Genomic DNA, 14154 nt, shown 5'->3' with positions numbered 1-14154 from the left:
GGACCCATGAGCTCCCGCACGTCTCGCGGCCCCCGTCGGCCCCTCCTCCCCTCCTGGCTGCCGGTCGACCCGTACCTCCTGGCGCTGCTCGCCACGGTCGGGCTCGCCGCGCTGCTGCCCGCCTCCGGGACGGCGGCGACGGTCGCGAACGGCGCCTCCACGGGAGCCGTCGCGCTGCTCTTCTTCCTCTACGGGGCGCGCCTGTCCACCCGCGAGGCGTGGGAGGGGCTTCGGCACTGGCGACTCCACGTCACCGTCCTCGCCTGCACCTTCCTCCTCTTCCCGCTGCTCGGACTGGCCGCGCGGGGGCTCGTGCCGACGGTCCTCAGCCCCGACCTGTACGGCGGCTTCCTCTTCCTCTGCCTGGTGCCGTCCACCATCCAGTCCTCGATCGCCTTCACCTCGATCGCCCGCGGCAACGTGCCCGCCGCCCTCTGCGCCGGCTCCTTCTCCTCCCTCGCCGGCATCCTCCTCACCCCGCTGCTCGCCGCGCTCCTCCTCGGCGGCGCGGGCGGCCTCTCCGCCGACTCCGTCGTCAAGATCGTGCTCCAGCTGCTCGTGCCGTTCCTGGCGGGGCAGCTGCTGCGCCGCTGGATCGGCGGATTCGTCGCCCGGCACAAGAAGGTCCTCGGTCTCGTCGACCGCGGCTCGATCCTCCTCGTCGTCTACACGGCCTTCAGCGCGGGCATGACACAGGGCGTCTGGCACCTCGTGACCCCCGCGAGGCTGGGCCTGCTCCTCGTCGCCGAGGCCGTGCTGCTCGCCGTCATGCTGGCGCTGACCTGGTACGGGGCCCGCCGGCTCGGCTTCGGCCGCGAGGACCGGATCGCCATCCAGTTCGCCGGCTCCAAGAAGAGCCTCGCGGCCGGGCTGCCCATGGCGAGCGTCCTCTTCGGCGCCCACGCCTCGCTCGCCGTGCTCCCGCTGATGCTCTTCCACCAGATGCAGCTGGTCGTCTGCGCCCTGATCGCCCGCCGCCGCTCCCGCGACCCCGAGGCGGTGGGGGAGGCCGCTTCGGAGGGAGACGTCGGTTCGGTGGGGGAGGCCGCTTCGGAGGGAGACGTCGGTTCGGTGGGGGAGGCCGCTTCGGAGGGAGACGTCGGTTCGGTGGGGGAGGCCGGTTCGGTGGGGGAGGCCGCTTCCGCCGGAGGCGGCGCCGATGACCGGCGCGCCGCGCCTGAGCCTGAGGGCGCCCCTGAGGCCGTGCTCGCGCCTGAGGCCGTGCCCGCGTCCGAGGGCGCGCAGGGGGCGGTGCGGTAGGCAGGGCCTGGCCGCGCCCGTTCCGGGCGCCGGACCGGTGCCCCGAACGCTGCCGCCGCCTCGCAGCCCGGGCCAACGAAGAGCTCCTCGCCCCCCTCGAACCCGCCGAGCGGGACCGGTTCCTCGCGATGCTCCGCCGTATCGCCCTCGAACCCACCGACTGCGTTGGCGGGATCACACCGCCGACCGCCCCGAGGTGATCATCGGGCCCGATACGGTGCTCCCATGCCCGCACTCGATCCCGACCGCACCGCGCTCGTCCTCGTCGACCTGATGGAACGCATCGTCGCGCTGCCGCTCGCCCCCCGCCCCGGCACCGACGTCCTCGCCGCGGCCGGCCGCCTCGCCGCCGGCTTCCGTACCGCCGGCGCGCCCGTCGTCCACATCCGGGTCGAACGGCCCGGCGTCGACACCCAGCCGCCCGGCAGCGACCTCGTCGCCGAACTCGTCCACGACGGCGACGACGTCGTCGTCAAGCGCACCATCGGCGGGTTCCAGGGCACCGGGCTCCACGAGCTGCTCAGCGGGCGCGGCGTGACCACCCTCGTGTTCGGCGGCATCGCCACCAACCTCGGCGTCGAGTCCACCGCCCGCGCCGCCGCCGACCTCGGCTACGACCTCGTCTTCGCCGAGGACGCCATGACCGCCCTCACCGCCGACGAGCACCGCGCCTCCGTCCAGCTGGACTTCCCGCGCCTCGGCACCGTCGCCACCACCGAAGCGATCACCCTCGGCGGCCCCGAGTGACCCGCGTGCCGATACGGTACGGGGCCCGCCCCTGCTCCCTCGTCGTCTGCCGCGGCTGCTGCTGCGGCGACCCGCGCAAGAACCCCGGCATGGACCACGCCGGCCAGCTCGCCCGCCTCCAGGAGGCCGCCGCGGCCTCCGGTGGCCGCCTCGTCGTCCGTACCAGCGACTGCCTCGGACCCTGCGCCCAGGCCAATGTGCTCGTGGTCCAGCCCTCCACCGAGGGGCGCCGCCGGGGCGGCCGGGCCGCCTGGATCGGCTGGAGCGCCGACCAGGACTGCCTGGACGAGGTCCTCGCCTGGACCGCGGCGGGCGGCCCCGGCATCGCCCCGCCCCCGGCCGCCCTCGAACTCCAGATGATCGACCCGCCGCGCGACTGACGGCCCGTCCGCCGTCACGGGGCGGGCTCCGGGACGCCGTCACGGGCGGGCTCCGGGACGCCGTTACGGGGCGGGCTCCGGGACCGCCTCCAGGTCGATCCGGTGCTCGCCCGCGTACACGTTCATGTCCGGCCCGCGCAGAAAACCGACCAGCGTGAGACCGGACTCGACCGCCAGGTCCACCGCGAGCGACGACGGCGCCGACACCGCCGCGAGCACCGGCACGCCCGCCATCACCGCCTTCTGCGCCAGCTCGAACGAGGCCCGCCCCGACACCAGCAGCACCGCCCGCTCCAGCGGCAGCCGGCCCTCCCGCAGCGCCCGCCCCACCAGCTTGTCCACGGCGTTGTGCCGCCCCACGTCCTCCCGTACGTCGAGCAGCTCGCCCTCCTCGGAGAAGAGTGCCGCCGCGTGCAGGCCGCCGGTCCGGTCGAAGACCCGCTGCGCCGCCCGCAGCCGCTCCGGCAGTTCGGCGAGCAGGCCCGGCGCGAGCCGCAGCGGCGGAGCGTCGGCGATGGGGAAGCGGGCCGTGGTGCGGACGGCGTCCAGGCTCGCCTTCCCGCACAGGCCGCAGGAGGACGTGGTGTAGACGTTCCGCTCCAGCGTGATGTCGGGGACGGCCACACCCGGCGCCAGCTGTACGTCCACCACGTTGTACGTGTTGGAGCCGTCCTCGGTCGCCCCCGCGCAGTACACGATGTTCCGTACGTCCGAGGCCGTCGCGAGGACGCCCTCGCTCACCAGGAAACCGGCCGCCAGCGCGAAGTCGTCACCCGGTGTGCGCATGGTGATCGCGATCGGCCGGCCGTTCAGCCGGATCTCCAGCGGCTCCTCCGCCACCAGCGTGTCCGGCCGCGTGCTCACCGCCCCGCCCCTGATGCGCACCACACGCCGTCGCTCGGTGACCCGTCCCATGGTCGCTGCACTCGATTCTGTCCGTGCGGGACGTCGCCGTCCCCGCGGAACGCCCCCAGGGGCCTGACCGGCCCATTCTCCTCTTGTCACGGTCGAACAGGCACTTCGGGGGAATCTTGGTGGTTTACGTCACCTGTTACCCATCAGTCGCTGGCGAGACTGGGGGATCCTGCCGTACGAACCAACCGACGATCGAACCACCTAGGGGGTCCCGGGCATGACGGGCACACGAATCGCCGCGCTCGGGCACTACCAGCCCGCCAAGGTGCTCACCAACGACGACCTGGCCGCCCTCGTCGACACCAGCGACGCGTGGATCACCAGCCGGGTCGGCATCCGCACCCGGCACGTCGCGGGACCCGAGGAGCCGGTCGACGAACTCGCCGCGCACGCCGCGGGCAAGGCACTCGCCGCCGCCGGCCTCACTCCCGGCGACATCGACCTGGTGCTCGTCGCCACCTCCACCGCGATCGACCGCTCGCCGAACACCGCCGCCCGCGTCGCGGCCCGCCTCGGCATGGCCTCGCCCGCCACCATGGACCTCAACGTGGTCTGCGCCGGCTTCACCCACGCCCTCGCCACCGCCGACCACGCGATCCGGGCCGGCGCCGCCCGCCGCGCGCTGGTCATCGGCGCCGACAAGATGACCGACGTGACCGACTGGACCGACCGCACCACCTGCGTCCTCGTCGGCGACGGCGCGGGCGCCGCGGTCGTCGAGGCCACGGAGCCCGGCGACGGCGCCACCGCCGGCATCGGCCCCGTCCTGTGGGGCTCGGTCCCCGAGATGGGCCACGCCGTCCGCATCGAGGGCACCCCGCCGCGCTTCGCCCAGGAGGGCCAGGCCGTCTACCGCTGGGCCACCCAGAAGCTCCCGGCGCTCGCCCGGCAGGTCTGCGAACGTTCGGGGACGGCCCCCGAGGAACTGGCCGGCGTGGTGCTCCACCAGGCCAATCTGCGGATCGTCGAGCCGCTCGCCGCGAAGATCGGCGCGGTCAACGCGGTCGTCGCCCGCGACGTCGTCGACTCCGGCAACACCTCGGCCGCCTCCGTACCGCTCGCCCTGTCCAAGCTGGTCGAACGCGGCGAACTCCCCTCCGGCGCCCCGGTGCTGCTCTTCGGCTTCGGCGGGAACCTCTCGTACGCGGGGCAGGTCGTCCTGGTGCCGTGAGGCGTGGGCGCGAGCCGGGTCCGCGTGAGGAAGGTGCCGTGAGGCCGGGCCGTGAGCCGGGTCCGCGTGAGGCAGGTGGCGTGAGGAGCCGGACCCGCGCGAGCCGGATCTGCGTGAGCCGGGTCCGCGTGGACCGCGTGCCCCGAGAACCGGTGAACGGGCGCGCGGGGTGGCGTGAGCGGGAGCCTGAACGGCGGCGTCCTCCGTCGGCGGAGCCGGGTGGCCCGTTCGGCGGAGCCCGGTGGCGGGGCGCGCGGCGCGCGCCTAGCTTCGAACGCGGCGAGGGTCCGCTCGGCGGCCCCCCGCCGCGGAAGCCCTCCGCCCGTCCGCCCTCGCGTGATCTGGAGGAACCCCATGCGCGCGATACGCGCCGCCGCCTCGGCAGTCCTGCTCGGCCCGCTCGCCGCCGCCCTCGTGCTGTCCGGGCCCGCGGCCGTGGCCGACGAGGGCGGCCCGGCCGACGGCGGCGTCCCCGCGCTGGACGCCGGCCCGCCCGTACCGGAGGGCGGTGTCCCACCGGAGAGCGGCCCCGAGACCGGCGAGAGCGGCGGGACCGGCGAGGTCGGCGAGAGCGGCGGGACCGGCGAGGTCGGCGGTGACATCCCGTTCGGTGACCTCCCCTTGGGCGACCTCCCCGACGGCGGTGGTTCCGCGAAGGACGGCACCGGGCACGGCATCACCTCCTTCGGCTTCTCGGTCACGCCGTCGACCGTCGCCCCCGGCGGCACCGTGACGCTGAAGTCCGACGGCTGCGAGGCGCCCACCGTGACCGTCGAGTCCCCGGTCTTCGACACGGTCACCCTGAAGGACGGGCGCCCGGGGACCGCGACCGTCTACGCCGACGCCAAGGCCGGCGCCGAGTACGAGGTCACCTTCGACTGCAAGGGCGAACGGGGCACCACGACCCTCACCATCAAGGGCGGCGCCCACCCGACCGGTCACCCCACCGGTCACCCGACCGCCCGTCCCACCGTCCCCTCGCCGCCCGCCCACAAGGGCGTGCGGGCGGGCTTCGGCACCGGATCCGACGAGGGGGCCGGCACCGCCGAGGTGGTCACCGGCAGCGTGCTCATCGCCGGCGCGGTCGGCGCCGCCGTGGTGCTGCTGCGCCGTCGGGAGGGCACCGGGACCGGGTCCTGAGACGGCTCCTCCGCCCCGGTGTGACGAGGTCCGGGGCGGAGGAGCGCCACACGACGCGAGAAGAAGGCACGAGGAGAGGTCGGGTCGCACGTGCACGGACCGAGCGGGTCCAGCGGGTCGAGCGGACCGAGCGAGTCGAGCGGACCGAGCGGACCGACCGGCGGCCCTCCGGGACGGCGTGGCGCCTGGGGCCTCGTCGCCGTCGTGCTCCTCGTGGGCGTGCATCTCGTACGCGGCGGGTCGGCGTACCCGCCGCCCGACGGCCCCCCGCAGCCGACGGCCGCCGCGGCGCCCGGCCGGGGCCCGTCCGCCACCGGCGCCGTCCCCGATCCGCTGCCCGCCGCACCCCCCGTACGAGTCCGCGTGCCCGCCGTCCGGATCGACGCCCCGGTGACCCGGGTGGGCCTGGACCGCGAAGGCTGGATCGAGGCCCCGGCCCCGAACGAGCGAGGCCCGGCGGGCTGGTTCGCCGGCTCCGTCACCCCCGGCGAGCGGGGCACCGCCGTCGTCGTCGGCCATGTCGACACCCCGAAGGGCGGGCCGGCCGTCTTCCACGGCCTCGGGGCGCTCGCCCGGGGGCAGCGCGTCGAGATCGCCCGCGCCGACGGACGGACGGCCGTGTTCGCGGTGTACGGGATCGAGGTCGTCCCGACGGAGGGCTTCCCCGCCGAGCGGGTCTACGGCTCCACCGGCGCCCCGGAACTCCGGCTGATCACCTGCGGCGGCCCGTACGCGCCGGACGGTGGGTACCAGGGCAACGTGGTGGTCTCGGCCCGCCTGACCGAGGTGCGCTGAGCACGCCGCGGGAGAGGACCCCGCGTCCGCTTTGCCGGGCACCATCCACTCTTTGTCCTCGCTCGGGAAAAAGTCGGGACCGATTGCTGCGCAACTTCTTCCCACCCCCGGACACCGCTGCTACGTTCCCCTCGAAAGCCCGACAGGACGGCAGCGAACAAGCCAAAGGGGAGGGGCGCGTGAGACGCATGACGGCACGACCTGCCAACACGCACCAGGCGCGACTTCTCCGGCTGCTGCGTGACGGAGGACCCAACTCCCGCGCACAGCTGGGCGATCAGATCGACCTCTCGCGCTCCAAGCTCGCCGTCGAGGTCGACCGGCTGCTCGACACCGGCCTCGTCGTCGCGGACGGACTCGCCGCCTCGCGCGGCGGACGCCGCTCGCACAACATCCGGCTCGCGCCCGAACTCCGCTTCCTCGGTATCGACATCGGCGCCACCTCCATCGACGTCGCCGTCACCAACGCCGAGTTGGAGGTGCTCGGGCACCTCAACCACCCGATGGACGTCCGCGAGGGCCCCGTCGCGATCTTCGAACAGGCCCTGGCGATGGCGGCGAAGCTGCGCGCCTCCGGCCTCGCCGAGGGCTTCGACGGTGCCGGGATCGGCGTCCCCGGACCGGTCCGCTTTCCCGAGGGCGTCCCGGTCGCCCCGCCGATCATGCCCGGCTGGGACGGCTTTCCCGTACGGGAGGCGCTCAGCCAGGAACTCGGCTGCCCCGTCATGGTCGACAACGACGTGAACCTCATGGCCATGGGGGAGCAGCACGCCGGAGTCGCCCGCTCCGTGGGTGACTTCCTCTGCGTCAAGATCGGCACCGGCATCGGCTGCGGCATCGTCGTCGGCGGAAGCGTCTACCGGGGAACCACCGGCAGCGCCGGCGACATCGGCCACATCCAGGTCGACCCGGGCGGCCGCCCCTGCGCGTGCGGCAACACGGGCTGCCTGGAGGCCCACTTCAGCGGCGCCGCGCTGGCCCGCGACGCGGAGGAGGCGGCACGTGGCGGACGGTCCGACGAGCTCGCCGCCCGCCTCGCCGCGGCCGGCCGGCTCACCGCCGTCGACGTCGCGGCGGCCGCGGCCGCCGGTGACGCCACCTCGCTCGCCCTCATCCGTGAGGGCGGCAACCGGGTCGGGCAGGTCATCGCCGGACTCGTCAGCTTCTTCAACCCCGGTCTGGTGGTGATCGGCGGCGGCGTCACCGGCCTCGGTCACAACCTCCTCGCCAGTGTCCGCACCCAGGTCTACCGTCAGTCCCTTCCGCTGGCCACCGGCAACCTTCCCATCGTGCTGGGGGAGTTGGGCCACACCGCCGGTGTCATCGGCGCGGCCCGCCTCATCAGCGACCACGTCTTCTCACCGGCGTAGCCGGCCCGTCGCTCGTCGCCCGTCGCCTGTCGCCTGTCGCTCGTCGCCTGTCGCCCTCCGTCCGGCGGCCGGAGCACGCCCGTACCGCCCTCTGGTCCACTCCTGATCCACACCTGATCCACTCCTGATCCCACCCTGGTCCGCCCCCGGGTCCGCCCCCTGGTCCCACCCTGCCCGCTCACGGCCGCATCCGCCGAGGGGAACTTCGTCATGGCACCGGAACCTCCCCCGTCCCCGCCCCTGCTCACCATGTCCGGCATCACCAAGTCCTTCCCCGGAGTCCGCGCCCTCGACGGCGTCGACCTGGAGGTGCGCCCCGGTGAGGTGCACTGCCTCCTCGGTCAGAACGGCGCCGGAAAGTCCACCCTCATCAAGGTCCTCGCCGGCGCCCACCAGCCGGACGGCGGCACCGTCACCTGGCGCGGCGAAACGGTCCGCCTCCGCTCGCCCAGCGCCGCCGTCCGGCTCGGCATCGCCACCATCTACCAGGAGCTCGACCTCGTCGAAGGGCTCTCCGTCGCCGAGAACGTCCACCTCGGGCACGAGCCGACCACCGCCGGGTTCGTCGTCCGCTCCCGCCACGCCCGCGCCACCGCCGCCGGCCTGCTCGCCCGCCTCGGCCACCCCGAGATCGATCCCGCCCGGCTCGTCGGCGAACTGTCCGCCGCACAGCGGCAGGTCGTGTCCATGGCGCGGGCACTGTCCCACGACGTACGCCTCATCGTGATGGACGAGCCGTCCGCCGCGCTCGACCCCGACGAGGTCGCCAACCTGTTCCGTATCGTCGCATCCCTCACCGCCGACGGCGTCGCCGTCGTCTACATCTCCCACCGCCTGGAGGAGATCCGCAGGATCGGCGACCGGGTCACCGTCCTCAAGGACGGCCGCGCCGTCGCCGGCGGACTGCCCGCCGCCACCACCCCCACCCGCGAGATCGTCTCCCTGATGACCGGCCGGGACGTCCCGTACGTGTTCCCCGAGCGGCCCGCCGAGCCGCCCCGCGCCGAACCCGTCCTGCAGGTCGAAGGGCTCGCCCGCACCGGCGAGTTCGCACCGCTCGACCTGGAGGTACGGCCCGGGGAGATCGTCGGGCTCGCCGGACTCGTCGGCTCCGGGCGCTCCGAGATCCTGGAGACCGTCTACGGCGCCCGCCGGGCCACCGCGGGCCGCGTCCTCGTCGACGGCCGGCCGCTGCGCCCCGGCAGCGTCCGCGCCGCCGTCCGTGCCGGCCTCGGCCTCGCCCCCGAGGAACGCAAGGCCCAGGCCCTGCTCATGCGGGAGTCCGTCACCCGCAACGTCTCCGTGTCCTCCCTCGCCCGCTTCTCCCGCGCCGGCTGGATCGACCGCGGCGCCGAACGCGACGCGGCCCGCACCGCCACCCGCGCCCTGTCGCTGCGCCCCGACCACCCCGAGGCCCACGTCCGCACCCTGTCCGGCGGCAACCAGCAGAAGGCCGTCCTCGCCCGCTGGCTGCTGCGCGGCTGCCGCGTGCTGCTGCTCGACGAGCCGACCCGAGGCGTCGACGTCGGCGCCCGCGCCGAGCTGTACGCGGTGATCCGCCGACTCGCCGACGAGGGGCTCGCGGTGCTCCTCGTCTCCAGCGAGGTCCCCGAGGTCCTCGGCCTCGCCGACCGCGTCCTGGTCCTGCGCGAGGGCCGGGTGGTGCACACCGCACCCGCCCGCGACCTCGACGAACACCGCGTACTCGACCTCGTGATGGAAGGGAGTCCCGCGGCATGAGCCTGTCCACCGCCAAGTCCCCCGTGCGCGAGCCGGGCCGGCGCGCACTCGGCTTCGCCCCCGACGTGCGCAACCTGTCCCTGCTCGGCGTCCTCGCCGCGCTGATCGCGGTCGGCGGCCTCACCCGGCCCGCGGAGTTCCTGGCGACGTCCAACCTCCAGCTCGTCCTCACCCAGGCCTCCGTCATCGGAGTCGTCACCGTCGGCATGACCTTCGTCATCACCAGCGGCGGCATCGACCTCTCGGTCGGCGCGATCGTCGCGCTCGCCTCCGTGTGGGCCACCACCGTCGCCACCCAGGAGTACGGCTTCGCGGGGATCCTCTTCACCGCCGTGGTCGTGGGTCTCGGCTGCGGGCTCGTCAACGGACTGCTCGTCGCCTACGGCCGGCTGGTGCCGTTCATCGCGACCCTGGCCATGCTGGCCTCGGCCCGCGGCCTGGCCCTGCAGATCACCGACGGCCGCACCCAGATCGTCACCGTGCAGTCGGTCCTCGACCTCGGCGTCCCCGACGCGTACGTCCTCGGCATCCCGCCGCTGGTCCTCGTCTTCGCCGCGGTCACCGTCGTCGGCTGGCTGCTGCTGAACCGGACCACCTTCGGCCGCCGCACCGTCGCCGTCGGCGGCAACGCCGAGGCCGCCCGCCTCGCCGGCATCGACGTCCGCCGCCAGCGCCTCTACCTCTACCTGCTCTCCGGCCTGTGCTGCGGCATCGCCGCCTTCCTGCTGATCGTCCTGTCCGGCTCCGGACAGAACACCAACGGCAATCTGTACGAGCTCGACGCCATCGCCGCCGCCATCATCGGCGGCACCCTCCTCAGCGGTGGCCGCGGCACCATCGTCGGCTCCGTCCTCGGTGTCCTGGTCTTCACCACGATCACCAACATCTTCGCCCTCAACAACCTGCAGAGCGACGTCCAGCAGATCGCCAAGGGCGCGATCATCGTCGCCGCCGTCCTGGTCCAGCGCCGCACCGCCCGCGACGCCGACGCCTGAGCCCCCTCACCCCCGTTGCCACGCTCGAAGGGTCGATCCGCCATGTCCGCATCCCCCGCCGCGACCAGCCGCAGATCCCTCCTGTTCGGCGGCGCCGCCGTCTCCGCCGGCGCCCTGCTCACCGCCTGCACCAGCAACGAACCGAAGAACCAGTCCCCGGCCGCCTCCGGCGTCCCCGTCGCCGAGGACAAGCCCGGCACCCCCGTCACCATCGGCTTCGCCGGCCCCCAGGCCGACCACGGCTGGCTCAACGCCATCAACCAGAACGCCAAGGACCGCGCCGCGAAGTACGCCGACGTCACCCTGGAGATCACCGAGGGCTCCAACGACACCGCCACCCAGATCGGCCAGATCCAGACCCTCATCAACAAGAAGGTCGACGTCCTCGTCATCCTCCCCGCCGACGGCAAGGCCCTCACCCAGGTGGGCCTCCAGGCCATGAAGGCCGGCATCCCCGTCATCAACCTCGACCGGATCTTCGCCTCCCCGCAGGCGTACCGCTGCTGGATCGGCGGCGACAACTACGGCATGGGCCTCAACGCGGGCCGCTACATCGGCGAGAAGCTCAAGGACAAGCCGAACGCCAAGGTGATCGAACTCGCCGGCATGGACAGCCTGGAGCTCACCAAACAGCGCACCCAGGGCTTCGACGACGCCCTGAGGAACTACCCCAACATCACCAAGGTGGCCCGCCAGGCCGCCGACTTCACCGTCGAGTCGGGCCAGGCCAAGATGGCCCAACTGCTCCAGGCGCAGCCGAAGTTCGACGCGCTGTGGAACCACGACGACGACCAGGGCGTGGGGGCCCTGCGGGCCATCGCACAGGCCGGCCGCAAGGACTTCCTCATGGTCGGCGGCGCCGGCGCCCGCTCCGCCATGGACGCCATCAAGGCGGACACCGGCGTGCTCAAGGCCACCGTGCTCTACCCGCCGACCATGGCCGCCTCCGCGATCGACCTGGCCCGCGCCCTCGGCCAGAAGAAGGGCGTCGGCGGCATGGCCGAACTGGAGATCCCCGCCTCGATCACCCTCTACTCCGCCGTCGTCACCAAGGAGAACGTCGACGAGTACCTGCCCACCGGCTTCAACTGACCCGCCGCGAGGCACCGGTGGACCGGCGGCGACGGACGGGCCGACCGGCGACGGACGGGCCGACCGGCGGCCGCACCACGAAACGGGAGGAACCACATGGAAGAGACGCTCGGCGTCGGGATGGTCGGCTACGCCTTCATGGGCGCCGCCCACTCACAGGGCTGGCGCACCGCGGGGCGCGTGTTCGACCTGCCGCTGCGGCCGGTGCTCGCCGCCGTGGCCGGCCGGGACGCCGCCGCGGTCCGCGCCGCCGCCGGCCGGCACGGCTGGGCGGCGGCGGAGACCGACTGGCGCGCCCTCGTCGCCCGCGACGACGTCCAGCTCGTCGACGTGTGCACGCCCGGCGACAGCCACGCGGAGATCGCGGTCGCCGCCCTGGAGGCCGGCAAGCACGTGCTGTGCGAGAAACCCCTCGCCAACTCGGTCGCCGAGGCGGAGCTGATGACCGCCGCCGCCGAGGCCGCCGCCGCACGCGGCCAGGTCGCCATGGTCGGCTTCAACTACCGCAGGGTCCCCGCCCTGTCCTTCGCCCGGCGGCTGATCGCCGACGGTCGGCTCGGCGCGCTGCGGCACGTGCGCGTCACCTATCTCCAGGACTGGCTGGTCGACCCCGACTTCCCGCTGACCTGGCGTCTGGAGCGGGAGCACGCCGGATCGGGAGCGCTCGGGGACCTCGGGGCGCACGCCGTGGACCTCGCCCAGTTCCTCGCGGGGGAGCCCCTGGTGGGGGTGTCGGCGCTCACCGAGACCTTCGTACGGGAGCGTCCGCTGCTCGCCGGGGTCGCGGCCGGGCTCTCGGCGGGGGCGGGCTCCGGGGCGTACGGGCCGGTCACGGTCGACGACGCGGCCCTGTTCACGGGGCGGCTGGCCTCGGGGGCGCTGGCCTCCTTCGAGGCGACCCGGATGGCGGCCGGCCGCAAGAACGCCCTGCGCCTGGAGATCAACGGCGAGAAGGGGTCGCTCGCCTTCGACCTGGAGCGGCTCAACGAGCTGTCCTTCCACGACCACACCGAGCCGGCCGCCTCGGCCGGGTTCCGCCGCATCCTCGTGACCGAGCCCGAGCACCCGTACCTGGAGGGCTGGTGGCCGCCCGGGCACGCGCTCGGCTACGAGCACACCTTCGCCCACCAGGCCCGCGACCTGGTGCTCGCCATCGCGTCCAGGACCGCCCCGACGCCGTCCTTCGCCGACGGACTCCAGGTCCAGCGGGTCCTGGCGGCGGTGGAGCACAGCGCCCGTCACGACGCCGTCTACACCCCCGTACCGCAGCAGCCGTCAGCGGCATAGACACCGGACCCCGAGGAGGCCGCGACCGTGCCCCGTCCCTTCACCCTCTTCACCGGCCAGTGGGCCGACCTGCCCCTGGAGGAGGTCTGCCGGCTGGCCCGCGACTTCGGCTACGACGGCCTCGAACTCGCCTGCTGGGGCGACCACTTCGAGGTCGATAAGGCGCTCGCCGACCCCGCGTACATCGACGGCAGGCGCGCCCTGCTGGAGAAGTACGGACTGAAGTGCTGGGCGATCTCCAACCATCTGGTCGGGCAGGCCGTCTGTGATCATCCGATCGACGAGCGCCACCGGGCGATCGTGCCGGCCCGGATCTGGGGCGACGGCGACGCCGAGGGCGTACGGCGACGGGCGGCCCGGGAGATCGCCGACACCGCGCGGGCGGCCGCCGCCCTCGGGGTGGACACCGTCGTCGGATTCACCGGCTCGTCGATCTGGCACCTGGTGGCGATGTTCCCGCCCGTGCCGGAGCGGATGGTCGAGCGGGGCTTCGAGGACTTCGCGGAGCGCTGGAACCCGATCCTGGACGTCTTCGACGCCGAGGGCGTGCGTTTCGCGCACGAGGTCCACCCGAGCGAGATCGCCTACGACTACTGGACCACCCAGCGGGCCCTGGAGGCGGTCGGCCGCCGGCCGGCCTTCGGTCTCAACTTCGATCCGAGTCACTTCGTGTGGCAGGACCTGGATCCGGTGGGCTTCCTGTGGGACTTCCGGGACCGGATCTACCACGTGGACTGCAAGGAGGCCCGCAGACGCCTCGACGGCCGCAACGGGCGGCTCGGCTCGCACCTGCCCTGGGGCGACCCGCGGCGCGGCTGGGACTTCGTCTCGGCCGGGCACGGGGACGTGCCGTGGGAGGACGTGTTCCGGATGCTCCGCTCGATCGGTTACGCGGGGCCCGTCTCGGTGGAGTGGGAGGACGCCGGCATGGACCGCCTGACCGGCGCTCCGGAAGCGCTTGCCCATCTCAGGCGCTTCGATTTCGACCCTCCCGCGGCATCCTTCGACGCCGCCTTCGGGGGCGGCGACTGAGCTGAGAACAGCAGGTCCACGCCCGGCGGCCGATCCGCCGCCGGGCCGGGCCGTGCTGCCCGCGAGCGACTTTGTCCTCATCCAGGAGAAAGTTCGACTCTCCTCGTGCACAAGGGCTTTCCGTGCCGGACCAAGCCCGCTACGGTCCCTGATGTGTACATGACGTAACCGCATGCAACGGGACGACTCGACCAGCGTGACGGCGCACGCCGGTCCCCGGACATCCGCAC

At 73.8% G+C, this 14154-nt stretch carries 13 protein-coding genes; 12 read left to right on the top strand and 1 reads right to left on the bottom strand.

The genetic code is table 11. The features are described from left to right. Positions 1 to 6: 6 nt before the first annotated feature. From ABTZ91_RS09645 to ABTZ91_RS09635, 3 genes are all read left to right on the top strand, one after another. Positions 7 to 1260: a bile acid:sodium symporter gene (locus ABTZ91_RS09645; protein WP_352076582.1), complete on the top strand. Its 1254-nt coding sequence runs from the start codon at positions 7 to 9 to the stop codon at positions 1258 to 1260. Between the two features lie 225 nt (positions 1261 to 1485). Continuing rightward, on the top strand, positions 1486 to 2007 hold the full coding sequence (locus tag ABTZ91_RS09640; protein ID WP_352076581.1) for an isochorismatase family protein: 522 nt from the start codon (positions 1486 to 1488) through the stop codon (positions 2005 to 2007). Further along, positions 2004 to 2387 carry a (2Fe-2S) ferredoxin domain-containing protein gene (locus tag ABTZ91_RS09635; RefSeq protein WP_352076580.1) on the top strand — a complete coding sequence of 128 codons (384 nt, stop codon included), beginning with the start codon at positions 2004 to 2006 and terminating at the stop codon, positions 2385 to 2387. Before ABTZ91_RS09640 ends, ABTZ91_RS09635 begins: the two co-directional genes overlap by 4 nt. Before the next feature lie 63 nt (positions 2388 to 2450). Here ABTZ91_RS09635 and fdhD read toward each other — a convergent pair whose 3' ends face one another. Next, on the bottom strand, positions 2451 to 3302 hold the full coding sequence (gene fdhD, locus ABTZ91_RS09630) for a formate dehydrogenase accessory sulfurtransferase FdhD (RefSeq protein ID WP_352076579.1): 852 nt from the start codon (positions 3300 to 3302) through the stop codon (positions 2451 to 2453). A gap of 217 nt (positions 3303 to 3519) precedes the next feature. On the opposite strand from fdhD, the gene ABTZ91_RS09625 reads away from it, so the two are divergent. From ABTZ91_RS09625 to ABTZ91_RS09585, 9 genes are all read left to right on the top strand, one after another. Then, positions 3520 to 4473: a beta-ketoacyl-ACP synthase III gene (locus ABTZ91_RS09625; RefSeq protein WP_352076578.1), complete on the top strand. Its 954-nt coding sequence runs from the start codon at positions 3520 to 3522 to the stop codon at positions 4471 to 4473. Between the two features lie 354 nt (positions 4474 to 4827). Continuing rightward, positions 4828 to 5613: a hypothetical protein gene (locus ABTZ91_RS09620; RefSeq protein WP_352076577.1), complete on the top strand. Its 786-nt coding sequence runs from the start codon at positions 4828 to 4830 to the stop codon at positions 5611 to 5613. A 90-nt stretch (positions 5614 to 5703) separates the two neighbouring features. Continuing rightward, positions 5704 to 6408: a class F sortase gene (locus ABTZ91_RS09615; RefSeq protein ID WP_352076576.1), complete on the top strand. Its 705-nt coding sequence runs from the start codon at positions 5704 to 5706 to the stop codon at positions 6406 to 6408. A 188-nt stretch (positions 6409 to 6596) separates the two neighbouring features. Beyond that, positions 6597 to 7778, top strand: a complete 1182-nt coding sequence (locus ABTZ91_RS09610) for an ROK family transcriptional regulator (RefSeq protein ID WP_352076575.1) — start codon at positions 6597 to 6599, stop codon at positions 7776 to 7778. A 249-nt stretch (positions 7779 to 8027) separates the two neighbouring features. Further along, positions 8028 to 9518, top strand: a complete 1491-nt coding sequence (locus tag ABTZ91_RS09605; protein ID WP_407077931.1) for a sugar ABC transporter ATP-binding protein — start codon at positions 8028 to 8030, stop codon at positions 9516 to 9518. Continuing rightward, positions 9515 to 10513, top strand: coding sequence for an ABC transporter permease (locus ABTZ91_RS09600; protein WP_352076573.1), 999 nt, complete (start codon positions 9515 to 9517; stop codon positions 10511 to 10513). Before ABTZ91_RS09605 ends, ABTZ91_RS09600 begins: the two co-directional genes overlap by 4 nt. A 42-nt stretch (positions 10514 to 10555) precedes the next feature. Next, positions 10556 to 11605: a substrate-binding domain-containing protein gene (locus ABTZ91_RS09595; RefSeq protein ID WP_352076572.1), complete on the top strand. Its 1050-nt coding sequence runs from the start codon at positions 10556 to 10558 to the stop codon at positions 11603 to 11605. 96 nt (positions 11606 to 11701) lie between these two features. After that, entirely contained in the window at positions 11702 to 12892 is a 1191-nt protein-coding gene (locus ABTZ91_RS09590) for a Gfo/Idh/MocA family oxidoreductase (protein WP_352076571.1), read from the top strand. Positions 12893 to 12919: 27 nt separating this feature from the next. Further along, entirely contained in the window at positions 12920 to 13924 is a 1005-nt protein-coding gene (locus ABTZ91_RS09585) for a sugar phosphate isomerase/epimerase family protein (RefSeq protein WP_352076570.1), read from the top strand. Positions 13925 to 14154 lie beyond the last annotated feature (230 nt).

The organism is Streptomyces sp. NPDC126499 (assembly GCF_040302485.1).
In the GTDB taxonomy this organism is placed as follows: domain Bacteria; phylum Actinomycetota; class Actinomycetes; order Streptomycetales; family Streptomycetaceae; genus Streptomyces.
The sequence above is the reverse complement of the archived record's forward strand: the minus strand, read 5'-3'. Positions and strand labels throughout refer to the sequence as shown.

Bases quoted from the DNA above. Each gene is read 5' to 3' on its own strand.
- ABTZ91_RS09595 (WP_352076572.1), top strand. From the start codon at position 10,556: ATGTCCGCATCCCCCGCCGCGACCAGCCGCAGATCCCTCCTGTTCGGC.
- ABTZ91_RS09625 (WP_352076578.1), top strand. From the start codon at position 3,520: ATGACGGGCACACGAATCGCCGCGCTCGGGCACTACCAGCCCGCCAAG.
- ABTZ91_RS09590 (WP_352076571.1), top strand. From the start codon at position 11,702: ATGGAAGAGACGCTCGGCGTCGGGATGGTCGGCTACGCCTTCATGGGC.
- ABTZ91_RS09620 (WP_352076577.1), top strand. From the start codon at position 4,828: ATGCGCGCGATACGCGCCGCCGCCTCGGCAGTCCTGCTCGGCCCGCTC.
- fdhD (WP_352076579.1), bottom strand. From the start codon at position 3,302: ATGGGACGGGTCACCGAGCGACGGCGTGTGGTGCGCATCAGGGGCGGG.
- ABTZ91_RS09645 (WP_352076582.1), top strand. From the start codon at position 7: ATGAGCTCCCGCACGTCTCGCGGCCCCCGTCGGCCCCTCCTCCCCTCC.
- ABTZ91_RS09610 (WP_352076575.1), top strand. From the start codon at position 6,597: ATGACGGCACGACCTGCCAACACGCACCAGGCGCGACTTCTCCGGCTG.
- ABTZ91_RS09600 (WP_352076573.1), top strand. From the start codon at position 9,515: ATGAGCCTGTCCACCGCCAAGTCCCCCGTGCGCGAGCCGGGCCGGCGC.
- ABTZ91_RS09640 (WP_352076581.1), top strand. From the start codon at position 1,486: ATGCCCGCACTCGATCCCGACCGCACCGCGCTCGTCCTCGTCGACCTG.
- ABTZ91_RS09605 (WP_407077931.1), top strand. From the start codon at position 8,028: ATGTCCGGCATCACCAAGTCCTTCCCCGGAGTCCGCGCCCTCGACGGC.